Source organism: Bacillus sp. V5-8f (assembly GCF_002863565.1).
In the GTDB taxonomy this organism is placed as follows: Bacteria; Bacillota; Bacilli; order Bacillales; family DSM-1321; genus Peribacillus.
Genome location: NZ_PGUW01000005.1, coordinates 1 through 21,276, shown reverse-complemented (window position 1 = coordinate 21,276; position 21,276 = coordinate 1). Strand labels below are relative to the sequence as shown.

Here is a 21,276-nt window from a genome sequence, read left to right as displayed (position 1 = left end):
TGTTTAAAGAAAATAAAAGAAGAAAGGACTGAAATAGGAACCAAAGGGTCCTTTCTTCTTTTGATAAGTTAAGGTTGCGGCAGATTTAATGCTGTTTGTGATGTTGTTAAGTCAATCTTAATTTGTTCGTTAAAATTGTATGGATGATAATATCCTTTTGCAATCATATAGTCTGTGACCTGTTCATGCATATTTATTGCATTATTAAGTTGGCTATGGAGCGTTGTGCGAAGCTCCGGGGTAGCTGCCTCTGTTACAGCAAAGGAATACATTTTCACTGCTGACTTTGCTGCGATCAAAAGATCGGTGGCAATTACCTGATCCGACATGTCGCCCATGCCGGTCATGTTTTGGATAATTTCGTTCATATGCGCACTACCTCCTATTGTTTTGGCATAAATGAAAGTAATTGCTCGATTTCCTGTTTGGATTGTTTTACATCCATAGCAAGCAACCGTTTTAATTCCTCGTCTTTCGCTAGCACGCTCATTGTAGAAGACTTTGTCAAACAGTTATTTTTGAATGTTAACAATTCGTGTACTTCGAGGGATTCATGAAGCGCCAAATTCTGTTGCATACTATACCTCCTCTACATAATTCAGATAAATCTTATTATCCTTGTAACCAATTCATAAAATTGGCTTTCAACTTTATTATGGTTTGGGAGAAAAAAATTATTCTAACAGTTGCTTATATCGTCTATTTTTGAAGAAAGGCGGGAAAGAGCCTTTTCCATTTCCTGAAGAGAGGCATAGGAGTAGGAAATTCTTATATATTGTGCCGCATTCCGGTCGTAGATATTACCGGGGTTAAGCAGGATTCCTTCTTTCAAACAGGCTTCGAAAAGCTCTCGAATGGAGATTGATGGAAGTATTCGCAACCAAACATAGAAACCGCCCTTCGGCACACTCCAAGTTGCAAGGCCTCCAAAATGCGTTTCCAGAAGCTTCGTTGTCGCGTCTCTCCGGATTTTCAGTTCCTTCCTGAGAAGGTTTAAGTGGTCTTGATAAAAACCTGTGGAAATCCATTCCGCCGCTGCCCATTGAGACAGGGAACTGGATCCATAATCTGTTTGCATCTTAATATCAGCCAAGCGATCAATCACTGGTTCCGCACCGGCAATCCAGCCGATTCTTAATCCGGGGCTTATAGATTTGGATAAGCTTCCGATGTATAGAACGTTTCCGCTTTTATCATTTGCTTTTAATGGTAGTGGGGGCGGGCTATCAAGCCAAAGATCACGGTAAACGTCGTCTTCTACAATAGGCAGCTTTTCTTGTTCGCTGATGGCAAGAAGACATCTTCTCCGTTCCTCAGACATGAGAATGCCAGTTGGATTATGAAAGGAAGGTATCGAATATAATAAATCACCGCCAAATTGCTTTTTATATTTCCCCAGCATGGAAGATTGAATCCCTTCTTTATCCATCGGAACACCCACTAATTTGATCCCTGCGGATTGAAACACATGGACAGAATTAAGATAAGAAGGTTTTTCAAGCAGGACGGAAGACCCTCTATACAACAGGCCGATCGAGATTAACTGCAAAGCTTGGAGGGCACCGGAAACAATCATGATGGAAGATGGGGAAATTTCGATGCCTATTCCTCGTAAATGGTCAGAAAGCGTTTTTCGTAAGAAGAAGTCACCTTTTGGTTCGGGATACCCTAAAGACAGTTGTCGCGAAGACAATCGGTTCCATATGTTTTCCATTTGATAATGAGGGAGTAGATCGGGTGATAATTCTCCTGTGCCAAGCCTGATAATACCTGGCTGGAACTCAGCACGGTTAATTTCCTGGATTGAGGGCATGTTTGGCTTGTGCATCCCCGCTTGAATGTATGTACTCCAATCCAATGGGGTATCAGTGCCAACAACACCCCATGTATTATTTATAACCCTCGTTCCACCTCCTTTTTTCCCCTCAAGCAACCCCTGGGCCGTTAATTCATCCAACGCGGAGACAACGGTACTTCGATTCACTTTAAATATATCAGCAAGGTCTCTTTGGGATGGGATTTTTGTACCAGTCGACCATTCCCCGTTCAGTATCTTTCCTTTTATAAACTCTTCAATTTGCCTGTGTAAAGGGACAGGCGACATTCGGTCAGGTTTCCAGCCTAAATTCTTCATAGTCATCCACCTCAGCAACTATTATACAATTTGGTTGGTATTCCTACCATCCAAATGGATGGAGACTCTTGCTCCATTCCTTTATACAATTGAAGAATTATAATATGTAATGGAGGATTTTTGATGTTAGAAGTGTTCATGCATGGTATAATTCTTGCTTTTGGTTTGATACTGCCATTAGGAGCTCAAAATGTCTTTATTTTTCAGCAAGGAGCTTCCCAGCCAAACTATCTGCGGGCACTGCCTGTAGTTATTACAGCGTCTGTATGCGATACGTTGCTAATCATCCTTGCTGTGACAGGAAGTTCAGTCCTTGTATTGGCAAATGATTGGTTTAAAGTTGTGTTAATGAGCGCTGGGGTCATATTTTTGGTTTATATGGGCTGGATGACATGGAAAAGCAAACCGACCACAATTGACAAAAAGGCAGAAGCATACTCTTTTAAAAGGCAGATGATCTTTGCTGCAACCATATCTTTATTAAATCCACACGCAATAATCGATACAATTGGTGTAATTGGCACCAGTTCATTGCAATATTCCGGAAACGAAAAGCTTCTATTTAGCCTTTCTTGTATAGCGGTTTCCTGGACATGGTTTGCTTTTTTGGCATTAGCAGGAAAAATATTCAGCCGCATTGATACATCAGGGAAGCTGATGGTAATCTTGAATAAAATATCCGCGCTCATTATGTGGGGGATTGCGATTTATTTAGCAAAAGCACTGATTCTAGATTAATTTTGTACGGAAGAATAAAACGGCAGAATAAATTCCATTTGTTTTGTAAATAATGGGTAGATGTTTAACAGAAATCTTTTCTTATGGTAAGATAGGGAAAAATAAGTAAGGCAGTGGATTATTTGGAGAGCAATAAAGCTAAACTTCTTGTGATCATTGGACCTACGGCGGTAGGAAAAACAAAATTAAGTATCGAACTTGCTAAAAGATTCAATGGAGAGGTAATAAGCGGAGACTCCATGCAGGTATACAAAGGTATGGATATCGGAACCGCTAAGATTACTGAAGAAGAAAAAGAAGGGATTCCCCATTATTTAATTGATATCAAGGAACCGGATGAACCATTCAATGCGGCAGAATTTCAGGATTGCGTGAATAAAATCATCCCTGAGATACATAAGAAGGGGAAACTCCCGATCATTGTCGGCGGTACAGGTTTATATATCCAGTCAGTGATTTACGATTATCATTTTTCAGAAGCGCCATCGGATCCAGCTTATCGCAGTAATCTTGAAAGACAGGTAGAGGAAGAAGGAATAGAACCCGTTTTTGCGAAACTGCGTGCCATTGATCCTGAAAGCGCTGAAAGGATACACCCTAACAATGTGAGAAGGGTAATTCGTGCCCTTGAAATATATCATTGTACTGGCAAGACAATGAGTGACCAGCTTTCCGTCCAACAAACCCATCTAAAGTATGACACGGCAATCATTGGATTGACGATGGAGCGAGAAAAATTATACAACCGTATAAATAAAAGGGTCGACTTAATGGTTTCACAAGGGCTCATTGATGAAGTCCGCTTTTTCTATGAAAAAGGGCTGAGAGATTGTGGTTCCATACAGGCAATAGGCTATAAAGAGCTCTATGCGTATTTTGATGGTGAAATGACTTTGGATGAGGCACTTTCGTTATTGAAACAGAATTCCCGTCGATATGCGAAACGTCAGTTAACCTGGTTCCGAAATAAGATGGACGTTAGCTGGTTTGACATGACCGATACCAGTAATTTATTTAAAAAACTTGATGAAATATCCGCTTTTATTGCAGGAAAGCTCTCATTAAAAGCGAATAAATAAAAAATAGAGAGAATAGAGGAGGATTTAGTAATGAAGCAATCCGTTAATATCCAAGACCAGTTTTTAAACCAATTACGAAAAGATGGTACGTATTGTACCGTGTTTTTATTAAACGGGTTTCAAATAAGAGGGCAAATCAAAGGTTTTGATAACTTTACCGTTCTATTTGAATCTGAAGGAAAGCAACAGCTGGTTTTCAAGCACGCCATCTCCACCTTCGCACCGCAGCGCAATGTTCAAATTGATTTCGAATCAAAAGAATAACCTTCCTAAAGCAGGCACATTCATGAGTGCCTGTTTTTTATTCTCAAACTCAAAATGGCTCATAAGGTAAAGGAGCTATAATTTCTGCAGTCACGTATCCCCCCAATCAACAATTTTTCCAACAAAGTATACTTTCTTTTCCGTTTATTGAATACAAATAAAGGTAGGAAATATTTCTTGGGAAACCGCAGGAAATGACAAGTTGATGGACAAAATTGTTGAAAGCAAAGGAAATTTGTCAGGAAATTGTAGAATTCATAAAGGTGTGTCTAGTTTTGTTGGAATACTTGTGTCTTGTCATGCATTCCCATTAATACAATATGCATACGTTTTTGGAATGGAGAGGTGAAGGCGTTGGAACAACCGATCCGTATGAAAAATAACGGACAAATAAATGTTGTCTTAAATGGGCAAAACCGAAAAGCGTTAAAAAAAGATCCTCCCAGAGAGCTTCAGGAAAGGCAAATCCCTTTACAGCATGTTGCCTTGAAGGAGATAGAGGAGGAATTGGGATCGCTTGTTGGAATGGAACAGATGAAACTGATGATAAAAGAAATCTACGCGTGGATTTATGTCAATAAAAAGCGAGAAGAACGGGGGTTGAAGGTAGGCAAGCAAGCCTTGCACATGATGTTCAAAGGGAATCCTGGAACGGGTAAAACCACCGTTGCAAGATTAATAGGGAAGCTTTTTCTTAAAATGCAGGTCCTTTCCAAGGGGCATTTGATTGAAGCGGAAAGGGCAGATTTAGTCGGGGAATATATAGGGCACACGGCCCAGAAAACACGGGATTTGATTAAAAAAGCGATCGGGGGCATCCTGTTCATCGATGAAGCCTATTCACTCGGTAGGGGCGGTGAGAAAGATTTTGGGAAGGAAGCTATTGATACGTTGGTAAAACATATGGAGGACCGGCAGCATGAGTTCGTCCTTATCCTTGCAGGGTACTCCCGGGAAATGGATTATTTCCTTACCCTTAATCCGGGTCTTCATTCGCGTTTTCCGATCGTTGTGGATTTCCCGGACTATTCTATCGACCAATTGATTGACATCTCAAAAGGAATGCTTGAGGACCGTGAATATATCATGAGTCGGGATGCTGAGCGCAAGTTAAGGGATCACCTTTCCTACGTAAAAACTGTGCTGGCGCCGATATCGTTCTCAAACGGCAGATATATCCGAAATGTTCTAGAAAAGACGATTCGTGCGCAGGCAATGAGGCTATTAGTAGAGGACACCTATGATAAGGCTGATTTGTTAACCTTAAGGAGCCAGGATTTAGTTTTTGAAGAGGATGGTTAAGTCCTTAACAAAAAGCATTCCACAGAGAGGGAGGAACCGAAAGCGGCAATCAACGAAATCGCCGAGTATATCAATAACCTCCCCCTATTGTGTGCCAACTGATAAAGTTCCTTTAGGAAAGTTATTCCATAAAAAAATAAATGTACAGGTGGATTTCACGCAGCGGAAGGGCTTATTGAAGAAACAGGGCAAATAGGAGTTCCTCAGACCCTTCTCCAGTGTGTTTGGATTGAGTATCCGGATCATCCTGACATTGGCAACAGGGCTATCTGAAGTTCATTGTGATCTTTCTTATTGTGTAAGGGGCAGCTATATTAGCTGTCTCTTTACGCTTTTTTACAATTACTAGGGCAGGCTGATAGGTGAGAATATAATAAACCTCATCTTTTGAAACAAGCTTGCAGTTTAAAAAGCTTTCTTGTTTCAATTTAGTTTGGAATGTTTCATTTTTTTGATATGATGGGTAGGGACACTAAAGGAAGTGAGTATTGATGGAACATAAAGAAAAAGAACGAGTCATATTGATCGGATGCCAAACGACACAGGATGACATTCGTTATGAATATTCGTTAGAAGAGCTTGCGTCTTTGACTAAAACAGCAAACGGTGAGGTGTTAATCACTGTTACACAAAAGAGGGACCGTGTGCATCCTTCAACATACATTGGAAAAGGGAAAGTCGAGGAACTCAAAAACCTTGAAGAAGAACTGGAACCCGACTTACTTATCTTTAACGATGAGCTTTCCCCAAGTCAGATCAGGAATTTATCCCAACACTTTGCAGCTAGGGTTATCGACCGAACTCAACTGATTTTGGACATTTTTGCCCAGAGAGCCCGTTCCAAGGAGGGCAAGCTTCAAGTGGAACTTGCACAGCTGCAGTATTTGCTGCCAAGGTTGGCAGGTCAGGGTACGGCACTTTCGAGGCTTGGTGCAGGAATTGGTACAAGAGGACCAGGGGAAACAAAGCTGGAGAGTGACAGGCGTCATATCCGCCGCCGGATTGATGATATAAAAGAACAACTGGATGTTGTTGTAAAGCATAGGGAGCGATATCGTGACAGAAGAAAGAGGAACAAAACGCTCCAGGTCGCCCTTGTCGGTTACACAAACGCCGGGAAATCGACCTTGTTCAATCGATTGACGGAAGCAGAATCTTTTGAAGAAAACCTGCTCTTTGCCACACTTGACCCGATGACGAGAAAGTCAGTACTGCCTAGTGGGTTTACCGTCCTTTTAACTGATACAGTAGGATTTATCCAGGATTTGCCTACCACGTTGATTGCAGCATTCCGTTCCACTTTGGAAGAAGTAAAGGAAGCGGATTTACTGCTCCATGTCGTGGATTCCTCAGCCCCAGATTATTTTAATCATGAACAGACAGTCAGGGAGCTTCTTTCCGATCTTGAGGTAAACCATATTCCAGAGCTGACTTTATATAATAAGAGGGACTTGAAAAATGAAGATTTCGTGCCAACATCCAAGGAAAAGTCCATGTTGATCTCTGCCTTTGAAAAAAAGGATCTCGAAGCGGTCCTGGCACAAATTGAGGAAACAGTGATTAGCGAAATGGAAGCTTACCATGTGTTCCTTCCAGCCAGTGAGGGAAAGCTGCTCTCCCAGCTAAAAAATGAAACCATTATGCGTTCTTTATCCTTTGATGAAGAAAAGGAAAGTTATGAGTGTAAAGGTTTTGCTTTAGTAGACCATCCCCTAACAGGACAACTCAAGAACTATGCAAAATAAAGGAGAAACAAATGTACGAGAATTTAAAAAATGGAGCATATTTAAAGGGCCTCGTGGATTCTGTAGAGGAAATGGTTGCTCATGCCCATAAAGAAGTCGATGAAAGAATAGAAAGCAATCAGTACAGGGTTCTGCAAAGTTTCCAGAAACATAAAGTAAGTGATTCACATTTTATCCCCTCAACCGGATATGGATATGATGATATTGGAAGGGATACACTGGAAATGATCTATGCCGATGTATTTGGCGGGGAGGCGGGGTTGGTTCGCCAACAAATCATTTCAGGTACCCATGCCATTTCTATTTCTCTTTTTGGGATATTGCGGCCTGGCGATGAACTTTTATACATAACGGGAAAGCCTTATGATACTCTAGAAGAAATTGTAGGGATTCGTGGCAGCGGCAATGGATCGTTGCGGGAATTTGGGATAGGCTATAGCTCTGTGCCGCTTACTAATGCTGGAAAAATTGATTACGACGCTGTTCAAAACGCAATAACACCGAACACGAAAATGATCGGGATTCAGCGTTCCAAAGGATATGCAACACGGCCATCCTTTACGGTGGATGAAATCAAGGAAATGATTGATTTTGTGAAGGAAATCAAATCGGATGTGGTGGTCTTTGTCGATAACTGTTATGGTGAATTTGTCGAGACCCTAGAACCGTGCCATGTTGGAGCAGATTTAATAGCTGGTTCGCTGATTAAAAATCCAGGTGGCGGGCTTGCCAAGACCGGTGGCTATATTGTCGGAAAGAAGGAATATGTAGAAGCATGCTCCTATAGGCTGACATCACCTGGGATCGGGGCTGAGGCAGGAGCATCGCTTTACAGCCTTCAGGAAATGTATCAAGGTTTTTTTCTAGCTCCGCATGTTGTAGGACAAGCCCTTAAAGGCGCTATTTTCACGTCGGCCTTTCTAAGTAAACTAGGTATGAACACGTCACCAGTATGGAATGCGAAACGAACAGACCTTATTCAGTCAGTCCAATTTGATGACCGGGATAAAATGGTCGCTTTCTGTCAGGCGGTCCAATTTGCGTCACCTGTGAATTCCTATGTAACTCCGTATCCAAGCTATATGCCCGGATACGAAGATGATGTAATAATGGCTGCAGGAACATTTATCCAAGGCGCAAGCATAGAGCTTACAGCAGATGGTCCAACCAGACCCCCATATGTTGCCTACGTCCAAGGTGGCTTAACATATTCGCATGTAAAAATAGCGGTACTCACTGCCGTTGATTCTTTGATCGATAAAAAATTAATCAATATAATATAACTTTTACTAGCATGTGAATTAGTTATCTGATTATTTTAAAATTTTAATGTTATTTAACCTTACATTTCATTGACAGAAAACATAACATATAATATAGTTTAAATAGGCAAACAAATTAAAGGAGGATGCTTGGATGAGCGGCAATAACATTCGGCGTTCGATGCCTCTTTTCTCTATCGGAATCGTTATGCAGCTGACTGAGTTGTCTGCACGCCAGATTCGTTATTATGAAGAGCATCAGCTGATTACTCCTAAAAGGACAGAAGGAAACCGCCGGCTTTTTTCATTGAATGATATCGACCGGCTCCTTGAAATCAAAGAGTTAATCGAACAAGGTGTCAATCTGGCAGGCATTAAAAAGATTTTCGCGGGGAAAGAAGACTCACAAGAGCCAACATCCGAGAATTTTGAAAAAAAATTACAAAAACCTAATTTAACTGATGAAGAACTGCGCAAGCTTCTAAGAAACGAGATAATGCATGGTGGCAAGCACCGCACTACACTCCGCCAAGGAGACATGTCCCGTTTCTTTCAATAATAAAAGCTTAAAAAAGTAAAATTTATTTGGGAGGAATTATGGTTATGGCAAAGTACACTCGAGAAGACATCACACGCTTGGCTAAGGAGGAAAACGTAAAGTATATCCGCCTTCAATTCACAGATATTCTTGGAACAATCAAAAACGTTGAAATCCCTGTAAGCCAGCTTGATAAAGCGCTAGACAACAAAATGATGTTCGACGGATCTTCCATCGAAGGCTTCGTACGGATTGAAGAGTCAGATATGTACTTATACCCTGATTTAAATACTTGGGTTATATTCCCTTGGACTTCAGAAAAGGGGAAGGTTGCCCGCTTAATTTGTGATATTTATAACACTGACGGCACTCCTTTCGAAGGCGACCCACGTGCTAACCTTAAACGCATCCTTGCAGAAATGAAGGAATTGGGCTTCACAGACTTTAATCTTGGACCAGAACCGGAATTCTTCCTATTCAAACTGGATGAAAAAGGTGAACCTACTTTAGAGCTTAACGATAAAGGCGGATACTTTGACCTTGCACCGACTGACCTTGGGGAAAACTGCCGTCGTGATATCGTTCTTGAGCTTGAAGAAATGGGCTTTGAAATCGAAGCATCTCACCATGAGGTTGCTCCTGGACAACACGAAATCGATTTCAAATATGCAGATGCGATTACTGCCTGCGATCATATCCAAACTTTTAAGCTAGTTGTTAAAACAATCGCCCGTAAACATGGCTTGCATGCTACCTTCATGCCTAAACCATTATTCGGAGTGAACGGTTCTGGAATGCACTGCAACGTTTCATTATTCAGAGGAAAAGAAAATGCTTTCTATGATACAAGCGGAAATCTTGAATTGAGTGAAACGGCTGAGCAGTTTATCGCCGGCGTCATTAAGCACGCACCAGCATTTACAGCGGTAACAAACCCGACTGTCAACTCTTACAAACGCTTGGTTCCAGGCTATGAAGCACCTTGCTATGTAGCATGGTCCGCGAAAAACCGCAGCCCGCTGATCCGAATTCCTGCTTCGCGTGGCGTGAGTACTCGTGTTGAAGTACGTAGCGTTGACCCAGCAGCAAACCCTTATCTTGCTTTAGCTGTATTGTTAAAAGCCGGTCTGGATGGAATCAAAAACAAGATGACTCCTCCAAACCCAGTCGACCGCAACATCTATGTCATGAACAAAGAAGAAAGAGAAGAAGCAGGCATTGTTGACCTACCAGCTACATTGGCAGCTGCGCTTGATGTCTTGAAATCTAACGAAGTAATCTGTTCAGCTCTTGGCAGCCATTTGTTAGAACACTTTGTCGAAGCAAAAGAGATCGAATGGGATATGTTCCGTACACAAGTTCACCCTTGGGAGCGCGAGCAGTATATGACAATGTATTAATATGGGGCAGCCTTGATACTACTAGTATCGGGGCTTTTTTTATGTGGGTAAAAAGAGGGATAGAGGATTGAGTATTAACGCGTACCCACGAAATACCCACAAATTAATTTAAAATATTTTTTGTATATGCTTCGAATTTGTCCATTGTATCGTTTTCTATTTTCTTAGAAACGTGAGCATACACATCAGCTGTTATTTGCATGCTTCCGTGTCCAAGTCGCTTCTGGAGATACTTCATGTCAGCACCAGCTTCTAATTGAAGGACAGCATGGGTGTGTCTTAATGAATGGATAGGGAACTGTGGAAGTCCAGCCCTTTTTAATATCCTAGAAAAAGCATTAAATAAAGTTGATTTCGGTAAGAAGTCGCCGTCATTCCTGCATAGAACTAAATTTAAGTCATGTTGATATACATCATTTAATGCAATTTTATTTTGGTTTTGGTACTTCTTAAGGAAGTGCAAGTCATTGGCCAAAGATTGACTAATTGTTATTACCCTTGTGGAATTATAGGTTTTTGTATCCCCAAACAGCTCCGATCTATCTTTCGCTTGGAAATCGAGTGTTTTTGCAACAGATAAAGTTCGCTCTTTTAAATCAATATCAGACCATTGTAGTGCTGCAGCTTCGCCTTTTCGTAAACCAGTTTCAATCAAAACTTTAAAGAAAATCCAGTAAATATAATCATATTTATATGCTTCCTGTAAGAAGACAGGGATATCAGTGGAGTCGATAAATTTTAGTGTATTTTCTTTTGTTTTCCCTTTTATTGTAGCCCCTTCACAAGGATTCTTTTGAACTTTACCTAATATGACAGCCTTCTCAAAAGCATTAAAAACATAGTTCCATGAATAATTTCGACTGTTCGTTTACTGTATTCCTTTTCAGTAAGGTGATTCAAGAATTTTTGATACATAATCGGTTTTACATTCTTTAGTAGAACATTTTTAAAATACGGTAGAATGTGATTCTTTATATTCCTTTCATGAATTTCGTAGGTATTCTTCCGAACAGTCCCCTTTTTATATTCCTCAAGCCAGGTAAGAAGGTATTGTTCTAAAGACATAGGTGATTGTTCATGACCTTCCATTAAGCGATTTTCCTCATCTATAGCTGCCTTTTGTGCTTCTTTCTTAGTGGTGAAACCACGTTTTGATTTCTCCTTGAACTTTTCAGTTAATGGATCTTTATATTTCATGATGGCAAGAAATACCCAGAAATCAAAGCATTCAAAGTTTCTGAAGCACAACCACCAGCGAATGAAATTAAAGTCTCAGATAACGATGTGCCATTTTAATAAAAGAAATAAAGATTAGTTGAATAGGAGGGGGAGCATTGCTCCTCTTTTTCTAAAGGGGAGTCGGCATGGAATACAACTTTAACAAGATACCGGTTGAACTGAAAAATACTCCTCACTGGATATTGTGGAAATCGGAAATGCGTGATGGGAAAAAGACAAAGGTTCCTTATCAAATAACTGGAGAGATGGCCCAGTCTAACAACAGGAGAACATGGTCCACCTGTCCGACAGTCATCAAATACTTCAATCAAGGTGGATATGACGGAATAGGGTTTATGTTTTCAAAAGATGATCCGTTTATAGGAATAGACATCGACCATTGTGTGGATGGCGGTGTTCTTTCCACACTTGCTGAAGATGTGATGAAAATAATTGATAGCTATACAGAATATTCCCCAAGTGGTGAGGGATTACACATCATTACCAAAGGAAGATTACCACTTCCAGGTCCGGGGACAGGGAAGAAAAATTCCACAATTGGATTAGAGGTTTATAGGCACGGTAGATACTTCACCTTTACTGGAAACAGCTTGAACGATAAGCCAGTGAATGATTGTACTGAGGATTTCAAAACCCTCTTTGATAAATATCTAGAGGAAAAGAAAATCACACCTAAGCAGAGTGTGGAAGGCACACCGAGGCATGACATTAGCAATCTGACAAACTTCGAACTGTGGGAGAAGATGTTCAACTCCAAGAGTGGGAAAACCATACAGGACTTATTCAACGGCCACCTTATCAATGGTGACCATTCTTCCACAGATATTGCTTTATGCAATCACTTAGCCTTTTGGACGGATAAGGACCCGGCAAAGATGGATGATATGTTCCGGGAATCAAGTCTGTATCGTGAGAAATGGGACAAGATGCATTCATCTGAGGGACACACATACGGCCAGCTGACCATCAATGCAGCCATCCATTCTACTCCTTCAACAATTTCTGATTTTGAACCGGTACCGGAAAAACCTTACGAGATTTATATATCCAACGGAGACCAGGACATTGAGGAAACAGAAGAGATTATCGACAAGCCACCTACTTTTCACTTAACCGAGTTAGGAAATGCAGAACGGATCGTCTACTATCACGGCGAAAACCTCAAATACTGCAATGAGTTGTAATGGCTTATCTGGAACGGTAAACAGTGGCAGGAGGATAACAAAAGGAAAATTGAAGCACTTGCAGCCAAGACACTTAGAGGTTTGTATGCAGAATCAAAAGCCGAGGAAGACAAATATCGTGCAAAGCAATTATTGGATTGGGCGAAGAAATGCGAACGAAGGTCCATCCGGATAAATAGCATTCTAGATGTTCGACCTATGGTATCTGTCAGGAAGAAAGATTTTGACTCACATAATTTTCTTTTCAATTGTGCTAATGGAGTAATTGATCTGAAAACAGGTGAGCTCCTTCCACATGATAGGGATTTGTTACTGACAAAAATATCACCGATTCCATATGAAAAGGATGCAAAATGCCCAAACTGGATTTCCTTCTTAGAAAGCATATTCATCACCGATGATAAACCGGATTATGAAATAATTGAGTTCCTTCAAAGGTCCATTGGTTATTCGTTAACAGGATCCACGAAAGAACAAATCATGTTTTTCTTATTCGGGAACGGCCGGAATGGTAAATCCACTTTTATTAACATCATTAAGGATTTGATTGGTGATTACGGCCGGCAAGCAAACAGCGATACTTTCATCAAAAAGAAAAATGACAGTGGGATTAACAATGATGTGGCCCGGTTGGATGGTGCCCGGTTTGTTTCAGCCGTAGAGAGCGAGGAAGGCGGACAGCTATCAGAAGCCTTAGTAAAGCAAATCACCGGTGGGGAAAAAATGTCTGCACGTTTCCTTCGCCAAGAATACTTTGAATTCACTCCTGAGTTTAAGGTTTTCTTCACGACAAACCATAAGCCGATAATCAAAGGTTCAGACGAAGGGATTTGGAGAAGGATCAAGTTGATTCCTTTCACTGTCACCATACCAAAAGAAAAAATCGACTATGACTTACCGGAAAAACTGGCTAATGAAATGCCCGGGATCCTTCACTGGGCTGTGGAAGGCTGCTTGAAGTGGCAGAAGGATGGATTGGGTGAGCCGAAAGCCGTGACCGAAGCGACAGAAAGCTACAGAGAGGATATGGATATCTTAGGTCCTTTCATTAGTGAAAACTGCACAGTCCATCCAGCAGCAAAAATCGAATCTAAAACCCTATATGAAAATTATAGGAATTGGTGCTACAAGAATCATGAAATGGAATTAAAAAACCGCCAATTTTATAGGCAATTGGAAGTGCGGGGATTCAAAAAAGGAAATCGGGGCAAAAAACAAAATGTTTTTCCTGGGATTGACTGTAAATGAGTTAACAAGCAATGGATTTTTTACAGTTGATAGCGAACGGGTTAGTAAGGGTTAGTTTTTGAAAAAGTTAACTAACCCCGAAAAACCCAGTAGTATCAAGGGTTTCAGCCTATGGGTTAGTTAGGGTTAGTTATTTTCTTTGTTACCTCCCATGAAAAATAATAAATAAAAAATAAATATATATTATATAGTCTTTAACCAGAAAATAGCTAACCTTTACTAACTCACTAACCCATAGGGAATAGAAACGTTGATATATCAAGGTTTTGGTGGGTTAGAAAGTTAGAAAATTAACTAACCCTTAACTAACCCTTTTATAGAAATACTCCTAATTTCTTACAAAAAGAGGTGGGGAATGAAAAATAAACAGGCGATTAATCAAACTGTGGACAAGATTATTAAATTCTATTTAGGTCAAGAGCAAAATATGAACGAAAAAATTAATGCCTGGCTAAATCAGGATGAAGCAGCACTGAACATGATCATGACACTCTTTGTGGAATTTTCGTATAACGGATGGTCTGCTACGGATCCAGTAGCAAACTATGAAAATGATGAAACTGAAAAACTATCAAAAGAAATCTATGATAGGGCAATGGCTTTCTTTAAGAAGGGAGCAACGGTGTGAACGCTATAAATTATCACTTCTCAGATAAGGAATTAAAGACAATCCTAGATAGCCTAATCATCACTGTGGACACCAGGGAGCAAAAGAATATGCATATTCTGGATTATTTCAGAAAGAAAGATGTCCAATACAGAATCAGGACCATGAAAACAGGAGATTATTCGGCAATGATTCCAGCGATTCCAGAACTGGGCATACACAGGGATTTATACTTAAATGCTCTGCTGGAAAGAAAAAACGGTGTAGATGAACTTGTGGAATCAATCAAGGATCGTACACGTTTTGAAAATGAATTAATCCGTGCTTCCCGTCATCCATTCGTCTTGATTGTGGAAGATCTCCAGGGATATGAAAAAATTCTGAACGGTAAATATCGCAGTCAGTACAAACCAGAATCACTATTAGGCAGCTTAAAAACATTCGAAACAAGATACAATTTCTCAACCGTTTTTGTGGATCCAAAGACATCAGGGAATTATATCTACCACCATTTCTTGTATAGGGCCCGGGAACAGTTGAAGGGTGGTTGATTCAATGAAAATACCATGGCACAAACGAGTTTATCTTTATATAAAGGTGAACAATTCATTACCGAAGGAACGATACGGGAAATCAGTAGAGAAACGAATAAAACCATAAATTTTCTTAGATATATGACTTACCCAATTTATGAAAAGCGTTGTGGGGATAGTCCTAAACGGCTTCGGATGATTTCCTTGGATGATGAATAAAAGGGGGATGAACCATGAACAAAAGGCGGTGTAAGAAGTATTGGGCAAAGTGTAGAAAGCAATTGCAACGGGAGAAGCGCGCAAAACTTTGGAGAGATCATTTTGTGAGAACCGGATATTTGAAGGAGGTTGACCAATGAAATGCCTTTGTAATCATGTGGAAGGAGTGAAGATTCCTGTCCGCAATATCAACTATGAAGAAGCTCCTGAAGATCTAATCAACACACCTAACCATTATCACAAAGGCGGCATTGATATTTATGAAATTATGCAGGTGAAATGCACACCTGAAGAATATCAAGGGTTTTGCAAAGGAAATATTTTGAAATATGTTTTGAGGGAATCTATGAAAGGCGGCTTGGAAGATTTGAAGAAAATGAGATTCAATTCTGAACGCCTGATTGAATCCTATGAAGGTAAAAAATATATTCCTGAACACAAAAAGGAATTGGAGGGCAGCCCCAATGGATAGAGTCGAGGACATCAAGAAATATTTCGAACATAGACAAAGTTTTTCAGAATCTGCTCGAAAGGGCCTTGAATTGGTTCAAATCATCGAGGAGTTACATAAGACAATCCGTGATTTGAGAAAAAGCACTCGCTTTAGAGTATATGAAGAAAACTTAGCTTTAGTCCTGGAAGTTCAACGGTTAAAGGTTGTCGAGCAGGCTTATGAAGCATTAAAGAGGTCTTTGTAATGAAATGGCACTTAGCAACTGATGAACAAATTAAAAGCATCATTGAAGGGGATGGCGAATGTCCTGTCGTCCTCCTTCATCAAACTGTGGAAGAAGCTATACGGTGAAATTTGTATCAAGCCTATATGCTCAAATTTATCTCAAAATGGTTCTCCAAGCAGTATGTTGAGGAAGTTTTACACACAACTATCGAAGATATAATCCAAGTTTTTTCAATAAAAGCGTTCGATGCACTGAAATGGTTCAAACCAGGAAAGCATCCCTTTCTAGGGTTCTGGGCACGGTTTATGGTTAATGCCTTAAAGGATATTGCACGGAATAGTAAATTACAAAAACGTCTTGGACAGACAGTCACCATTGATGATGAAGAACAACCTATCCATTTAGTGAGTGATAAAAATGCTGAAAGATTGGTCATAAACCGATTGTGGTTGCATGAACTGTTTTCCCTTCTTAGTGAAAAAGAAAGAACTGTGGTCATACGAAGGTTTAATAATTACACCTTTCCAGAGATTGCAGAACAAATGGGATTTAGTCGTTCCCATCCCAGAAAAATTTACTTACAGGCTTTAGAAAAAATGAGAGGAGCTTGAATGTGGGATATTCCCGAGAAGAACAAGAAACTACATTGGTTTTTGACAATGGAACAGGTAAGTGGACTGTTTACTCTACTGTTCCCAAACATATCCGAAAACTCTCTAATTTCGTGGAGTTATTCGTCCTAGAATCGGAGGATGACAGACCGATAGCTGTCAGAGGGGAATTGACCGAGAAAATGGTCAGTATGAAAAAAGAACGGGTTGTAACGGAAGAACAAAGGCAAAAGGCTGCTGAAAGGTTTGCTAAGGCTAGGACGAGTGGTTAACAAGCAATCCGAATTGTAAAGGGGTGGTGATCTTGCCATATTATATCGGGTTGAACGTGATTACGGATGAAGAAATAGAAATCGCCAAGAGTCATGGGATTACTTATCGAACTCTATATAAACGATTAATGACATATGAAAAGAAATGGACAAAAGAAAAAGCAATCAATACTCCACCCCTCAGACCAAAAGAAAAAAGGGGTGCCAGGGGTACTTATAGCGTAGGTGTTTTCAGTAAGTTAACACCAGAGCAAATACAAGAAGCGTTAGACAATGGAGTGAAATTGGAAACCCTTAGATGGCGGATGAAAAACGGATATACATTTCAAGAAGCTAAACAGCCTGGTAGAGTGCGTAGAAAATCACAGCTTGGTGTTGTGAAAGTAAAATCATCTAAAGAAGAATCAACTTTTACGAAAACGGTAATCCCAACTGAACTATATAAATGGGCGTTTGAAAAATCTGTACTCGGCGAAGAAAGGAATTTTGATATTAGAGGTTTATATAATCCTAATTTTAAAAAAGCTAGAGAAAATCGCGGCATGATAAGAAATTAAAAAAATACAAATCAAGGGAGCTAATTAAAATGAGCGAAATTAAATTGAACGTATTATTTAAGAAAATCCAAAAGGACGACAAGAAAGAAGTGTTATTTTTCCAAGTTCAAGGTGGGGATCTTCCACATGCTGAAGAATTAATGAAAATGCCGGGTACCATTGCTCTCCTCAATGTGGAAGAAAGTGAAGCTGGGGAAATTGGTGCAGAATTTGTGTCCATCCAGCGTGACGATAAAAAAGTCGTTCTGAAATTCCATATCAAGCGTGATGTAGAAAAGAAGGTTACTAAACTATATCCATTAGGCGGCGCCAATGTTTCTCTTAATCTCAAACCTTCTCAAATGTCCATTGATGAGTTCTACGAGGAACAGCATGAGGGCATTGATTATATAAAGTCAATAATGATGACACTGTGGTTGTGGACGGGCAGTTAAGCCTTGAAGATGAAGTGGTGAATTAACATGGAAAATTATAAAGACGCTTGGTTTGAACTTAAAGTAAGGCTAGAGAATTTTCTTTGGGCATTAAAAAACGATGGGAAAATACGCAACAGAAAAAGAATCGATGATATTGAAACCATAATCAAGAAAATGAATGATTTTGAAAAAGAGATTGGTTGATAAATAGTTCATCGATTACATGTAATAATAGCCCTGGGCGCTTCATTGACCCGGGGCACCTCTTAGTAATGGGGGTTAGAGAATGAGTTTTGAACTACCTGAATTAGACAGAAAAGCAACACAGGCAAAAGTGGAAAAACACTTTGAATTATACCGGTTATACAAATACTTAATTTTTGAGGAAAGAGAAGCCGTGGTAACGGCAAGTAGTGAAGTCAGATATCATGGGCCTACTAATCAAACCAGCGATCAGACCGGCAGCATTGCCATTCATAATGTGGATGCTCAGATGTACAGACAACATTTCTGTGAACGTACAGAACGGGCTGTGAATCGTTTGCCACCTATGGAGAAGTTTCTTATCAAAGAACGATATATGACCGAGGATGCGGATTATTTATCTGATTACAAGGTTTACTGTTTCAAGTTCCAGCCACCTATTTCAGAAAAGACATTTTCTAAATTCCGGTGGAACGCATTCTATAAACTGGCTTTGAACTTAAATATTGCTGTGACTAAGGCATTGTAGACTTAAACTGCACAACAATGGAATAAAGAAAAAAATCACCTATTAAAAGGTGATTAAACGGGATTGGCTTTAAGTTCTCTAAGAATTAGTAGAACACCAATTGCATACACAATAGAAATTGCCAAAGGTACGAGAGTAAAGGATAAATCAACATAGAATCCACCTAAGATGAGAGAGGAAATACAGGTAGCTAAAGTAACAAATAAGTAAGCTTTGCTTTTGTAAATCCACATATAGGGTAGAAAGTGAGAGCCTCCTAATAATCCGATAGTAAAAGGAAGGTATTCAGGGATATGCATATACACAATGATAAATACAGGTATGTAAAATGCTTGAGGAGCTGCAACTATTCCTCCTAATGTACCTATTGGATTATCAGTAACTAAAACATTAACATTCACTAGTTTACTTATTAGTATTCCAAATGGAAAAATGACACTCAAACCAAAAATCCATATTAGATATACGGTTTTCCTCGGGAAAACTAAGGGCATGAAGGTAAATAGTAAAAAGACAATGGCACCAGATAATAAAATAGGAAACCCTTTCTTTGCAGTCAAAATGATATCAGTTTGTAATTGTTCGAGTGTTCGATTCATAAATACACGCCTTCATAAAACTAGTATTTTATTCTTTTCTATAATTTAACAATACTGTAATAGAATTACCACCATTTTATTATTCAGTGAAGGAAATAATTAAAAGATTTATAGCGTAGTCCGAAACTACAGGGATTCAAACGTTCTTTGTCGAAATAGAATCTTATGAAGGGAGAAATGGACAATGAGAGCATTTAAAGAAAAACCACCGGTTGGGGGAAATAAAGAGAAACCGCCAATTGGAGTATAAGCAGGAAATTTCTTCCCTTTTGTCGTATTTAGATGGCAGGAGGGAGGGATGGAAATGGAAGTAGCAGAAAAGAAAGTATTGAGAGAACAAAAGCTTCAAGAGTTATACGACCACAACGAAAAAAACGGAGGTCGGGAAGCCACTATTAGGTATAATAATCTTCGTGAAAACGAAGGAGAAAAGCAAGAACATCTAGCGTACGAGTATTTAGCTGATAAAGAGTTAGTTAACTACAAAATCTTTGGAAAAAATTATTGTCGGGCTAAAATTACTTCACGTGGTATTGATGAAATAGAAAGTAAATAATGAATCGATAATGCATTCACATAGGTGAGTGCTTTTTATTTACTCCTAAAGTCGTTCTAAAATATTCCTAAAACTTTCCTAAAATAATCCTAAATAAAGTCGTGTTGTTAGGTTTATACCCTGATAAGATGATATTGTACCAAGTTTTGAAACATTCTCCCTTCTGGTGAGTCACTTACTTTGTAGGTGGCTTTTTTCTTTTTCAAAATAAAGGGAGGTACATATTTGTTTTTCAATCACTTTATGAGAAAATAAAACAAAAAATGTAGGAGTACCATATGAAACAGATTTTGTTTGTAATAATTTTTCTTTTAATTATTGTTACTAACAACGATATCCAAGTTTTTTTCTGCTACGAATACAGAGGAACCAGTTTCAACTAAGGACGTATATGAAGTATTGCTAGAATCTAAAGATGATAAGATTACCTTACTTAGTAATTACGTAAATTGGTTAATTGCGATAGCTGCTATAGTAGTTGCAATAGTAACATTATTATATGGTTACTGGGGTAGAAAAATTAAGGAAAGCGAAGAAAATGCGAAGGTCTTAATTCAAAACCTTACTGAACAGGAAAGAAAAATAACTGAGGCTCAAACTACAATAAATAAAATTATTCAGTCAGGAGACTATGTAAGAAGAGTAGAAGAGTTTGAACTTGAATTAAAACGGATGAAAGAACAAAATTCCGCAGAATTTAAAAAACTAAACGCTAGCATACAACAAAACTATAAAGAAACAAACACTAGTTTAAGCGAAGATAGTAATCAGTCGTCAATGCCATTTATAAAGGATAACTTACATACAAAATCAGACATTGTACGTGGTGATATATTTTTAGCAAACATAATTATGTCCGATAACGGAAGAAAAGTTGTTCGTCCGTTTTTAATTATACAAAACGATATTGGGAATAAACATTCGTCATTTGTTACAGGTATTCCACTTATAAGTAATGCAACTCCTTCGCCTTTATCTATACCTTTAAAAATAGAGGATCGAGAACAATTTGCTGCTATTCCACTCATTACGTCGATAAAGAAGAGTGATTTAGAAATGCATATAACGAAGTTAGATGATTCTAAACTGAATGAAATAGAAAAGGCAATAGCGTTTCATATAGGAAGAGCTAATATAGACAATTAATTCAGCATCCAAATAATCGGGTGCTTTTTATTATGCCTAAAGAGGTGATTGAGGTGAAGATTGTTTGAAATGAAGATAAAAAATTACATCTTAGGTAAATTTATCTAAAAAAAGTATTGATACTTATGTACTATTGTTTAAATAATTAGTTCCAGAGTCTTGGAAAAACATGTGAATAGCATTAAAAACGATAATGGCAAACCTGCTGAAAAGT

At 39.1% G+C, this 21,276-nt stretch carries 23 protein-coding genes and 3 pseudogenes; 21 read left to right on the top strand and 5 right to left on the bottom strand.

The features are described from left to right. Nucleotides 1–68: 68 nt before the first annotated feature. The 3 genes from CUU64_RS07740 to CUU64_RS07730 all read right to left on the bottom strand — a co-directional run bounded on the left by CUU64_RS07740 (nucleotide 69) and on the right by CUU64_RS07730 (nucleotide 2,134). Nucleotides 69–368, bottom strand: a complete 300-nt coding sequence (locus CUU64_RS07740) for a spore coat protein (protein ID WP_101632989.1) — start codon at nucleotides 366–368, stop codon at nucleotides 69–71. Nucleotides 369–382: 14 nt separating this feature from the next. Next, nucleotides 383–577 (bottom strand): hypothetical protein, encoded by a 195-nt coding sequence (locus CUU64_RS07735; RefSeq protein ID WP_101632988.1) that lies wholly within the window; start codon nucleotides 575–577, stop codon nucleotides 383–385. 102 nt (nucleotides 578–679) lie between these two features. Next, a complete protein-coding gene (locus CUU64_RS07730; protein ID WP_101632987.1) occupies nucleotides 680–2,134 on the bottom strand; it encodes an aminotransferase-like domain-containing protein in 1,455 nt (484 codons plus the stop codon). A gap of 123 nt (nucleotides 2,135–2,257) precedes the next feature. On the opposite strand from CUU64_RS07730, the gene CUU64_RS07725 reads away from it, so the two are divergent. The 8 genes from CUU64_RS07725 (at nucleotide 2,258) to glnA (ending at nucleotide 10,462) form a co-directional block, all read left to right on the top strand. Beyond that, nucleotides 2,258–2,872, top strand: coding sequence for a LysE/ArgO family amino acid transporter (locus tag CUU64_RS07725; protein WP_101632986.1), 615 nt, complete (start codon nucleotides 2,258–2,260; stop codon nucleotides 2,870–2,872). Nucleotides 2,873–2,994: 122 nt separating this feature from the next. Then, nucleotides 2,995–3,951 (top strand): tRNA (adenosine(37)-N6)-dimethylallyltransferase MiaA, encoded by a 957-nt coding sequence (gene miaA, locus CUU64_RS07720; RefSeq protein WP_257985461.1) that lies wholly within the window; start codon nucleotides 2,995–2,997, stop codon nucleotides 3,949–3,951. A 30-nt stretch (nucleotides 3,952–3,981) separates the two neighbouring features. After that, the gene (hfq, locus tag CUU64_RS07715) at nucleotides 3,982–4,215 is read left to right on the top strand and encodes an RNA chaperone Hfq (protein ID WP_101632984.1); all 234 of its coding nucleotides are present in this window, start codon (nucleotides 3,982–3,984) and stop codon (nucleotides 4,213–4,215) included. A 354-nt stretch (nucleotides 4,216–4,569) separates the two neighbouring features. Next, entirely contained in the window at nucleotides 4,570–5,517 is a 948-nt protein-coding gene (gene spoVK, locus CUU64_RS07710; RefSeq protein ID WP_101632983.1) for a stage V sporulation protein K, read from the top strand. A gap of 491 nt (nucleotides 5,518–6,008) precedes the next feature. Next, nucleotides 6,009–7,262, top strand: coding sequence for a GTPase HflX (gene hflX, locus CUU64_RS07705; RefSeq protein WP_101632982.1), 1,254 nt, complete (start codon nucleotides 6,009–6,011; stop codon nucleotides 7,260–7,262). Nucleotides 7,263–7,273: 11 nt separating this feature from the next. Further along, nucleotides 7,274–8,545 (top strand): methionine gamma-lyase family protein, encoded by a 1,272-nt coding sequence (locus CUU64_RS07700; RefSeq protein WP_101632981.1) that lies wholly within the window; start codon nucleotides 7,274–7,276, stop codon nucleotides 8,543–8,545. A 133-nt stretch (nucleotides 8,546–8,678) separates the two neighbouring features. Further along, on the top strand, nucleotides 8,679–9,083 hold the full coding sequence (locus tag CUU64_RS07695) for a MerR family transcriptional regulator (protein WP_101632980.1): 405 nt from the start codon (nucleotides 8,679–8,681) through the stop codon (nucleotides 9,081–9,083). Nucleotides 9,084–9,127: 44 nt separating this feature from the next. Continuing rightward, nucleotides 9,128–10,462 carry a type I glutamate--ammonia ligase gene (glnA, locus tag CUU64_RS07690; protein ID WP_101632979.1) on the top strand — a complete coding sequence of 445 codons (1,335 nt, stop codon included), beginning with the start codon at nucleotides 9,128–9,130 and terminating at the stop codon, nucleotides 10,460–10,462. Nucleotides 10,463–10,565: 103 nt separating this feature from the next. On the opposite strand, the pseudogene CUU64_RS07685 reads toward glnA, so the two are convergent. After that, nucleotides 10,566–11,659 (bottom strand): annotated as a pseudogene (locus CUU64_RS07685) (tyrosine-type recombinase/integrase). A gap of 167 nt (nucleotides 11,660–11,826) precedes the next feature. Between CUU64_RS07685 and CUU64_RS07680 the strand changes: the two are divergent. From CUU64_RS07680 to CUU64_RS07625, 11 genes and pseudogenes are all read left to right on the top strand, one after another. Continuing rightward, nucleotides 11,827–14,188, top strand: a pseudogene (locus CUU64_RS07680) (phage/plasmid primase, P4 family). A 300-nt stretch (nucleotides 14,189–14,488) separates the two neighbouring features. Then, complete coding sequence (locus CUU64_RS07675) at nucleotides 14,489–14,761, top strand: hypothetical protein (RefSeq protein ID WP_101632978.1); 273 nt, start codon at nucleotides 14,489–14,491, stop codon at nucleotides 14,759–14,761. Beyond that, entirely contained in the window at nucleotides 14,758–15,291 is a 534-nt protein-coding gene (locus tag CUU64_RS07670) for an ERCC4 domain-containing protein (protein ID WP_101632977.1), read from the top strand. The genes CUU64_RS07675 and CUU64_RS07670 overlap by 4 nt, the downstream gene beginning before the upstream one ends. A gap of 337 nt (nucleotides 15,292–15,628) precedes the next feature. Further along, complete coding sequence (locus CUU64_RS07655) at nucleotides 15,629–15,964, top strand: DUF3310 domain-containing protein (protein ID WP_101632974.1); 336 nt, start codon at nucleotides 15,629–15,631, stop codon at nucleotides 15,962–15,964. Next, nucleotides 15,957–16,190, top strand: a complete 234-nt coding sequence (locus CUU64_RS07650; protein WP_101632973.1) for a hypothetical protein — start codon at nucleotides 15,957–15,959, stop codon at nucleotides 16,188–16,190. The genes CUU64_RS07655 and CUU64_RS07650 overlap by 8 nt, the downstream gene beginning before the upstream one ends. Nucleotides 16,191–16,300: 110 nt before the next feature. After that, nucleotides 16,301–16,783: a sigma-70 family RNA polymerase sigma factor gene (locus tag CUU64_RS07645; RefSeq protein ID WP_142383605.1), complete on the top strand. Its 483-nt coding sequence runs from the start codon at nucleotides 16,301–16,303 to the stop codon at nucleotides 16,781–16,783. A gap of 2 nt (nucleotides 16,784–16,785) precedes the next feature. Continuing rightward, complete coding sequence (locus CUU64_RS07640; RefSeq protein ID WP_101632971.1) at nucleotides 16,786–17,055, top strand: hypothetical protein; 270 nt, start codon at nucleotides 16,786–16,788, stop codon at nucleotides 17,053–17,055. Nucleotides 17,056–17,087: 32 nt separating this feature from the next. Then, complete coding sequence (locus CUU64_RS07635; protein ID WP_101632970.1) at nucleotides 17,088–17,612, top strand: hypothetical protein; 525 nt, start codon at nucleotides 17,088–17,090, stop codon at nucleotides 17,610–17,612. A 29-nt stretch (nucleotides 17,613–17,641) separates the two neighbouring features. After that, nucleotides 17,642–18,072, top strand: a pseudogene (locus CUU64_RS07630) (hypothetical protein). A 1-nt stretch (nucleotide 18,073) separates the two neighbouring features. Then, nucleotides 18,074–18,232: a hypothetical protein gene (locus tag CUU64_RS21915; protein ID WP_180954513.1), complete on the top strand. Its 159-nt coding sequence runs from the start codon at nucleotides 18,074–18,076 to the stop codon at nucleotides 18,230–18,232. 82 nt (nucleotides 18,233–18,314) lie between these two features. Continuing rightward, nucleotides 18,315–18,761, top strand: a complete 447-nt coding sequence (locus CUU64_RS07625; protein ID WP_101632969.1) for an ArpU family phage packaging/lysis transcriptional regulator — start codon at nucleotides 18,315–18,317, stop codon at nucleotides 18,759–18,761. A 53-nt stretch (nucleotides 18,762–18,814) separates the two neighbouring features. Here CUU64_RS07625 and CUU64_RS07620 read toward each other — a convergent pair whose 3' ends face one another. After that, nucleotides 18,815–19,360, bottom strand: a complete 546-nt coding sequence (locus CUU64_RS07620) for a DUF7010 family protein (RefSeq protein WP_101632968.1) — start codon at nucleotides 19,358–19,360, stop codon at nucleotides 18,815–18,817. Between the two features lie 304 nt (nucleotides 19,361–19,664). Here CUU64_RS07620 and CUU64_RS07615 point away from each other — a divergent pair, with 304 nt between their 5' ends. Both CUU64_RS07615 and CUU64_RS07610 read left to right on the top strand, forming a co-directional pair. Further along, the gene (locus CUU64_RS07615) at nucleotides 19,665–19,916 is read left to right on the top strand and encodes a hypothetical protein (RefSeq protein WP_142383604.1); all 252 of its coding nucleotides are present in this window, start codon (nucleotides 19,665–19,667) and stop codon (nucleotides 19,914–19,916) included. 399 nt (nucleotides 19,917–20,315) lie between these two features. Then, nucleotides 20,316–21,062 (top strand): type II toxin-antitoxin system PemK/MazF family toxin, encoded by a 747-nt coding sequence (locus CUU64_RS07610; RefSeq protein WP_101632966.1) that lies wholly within the window; start codon nucleotides 20,316–20,318, stop codon nucleotides 21,060–21,062. The last annotated feature ends 214 nt before the right edge of the window (nucleotides 21,063–21,276 follow it).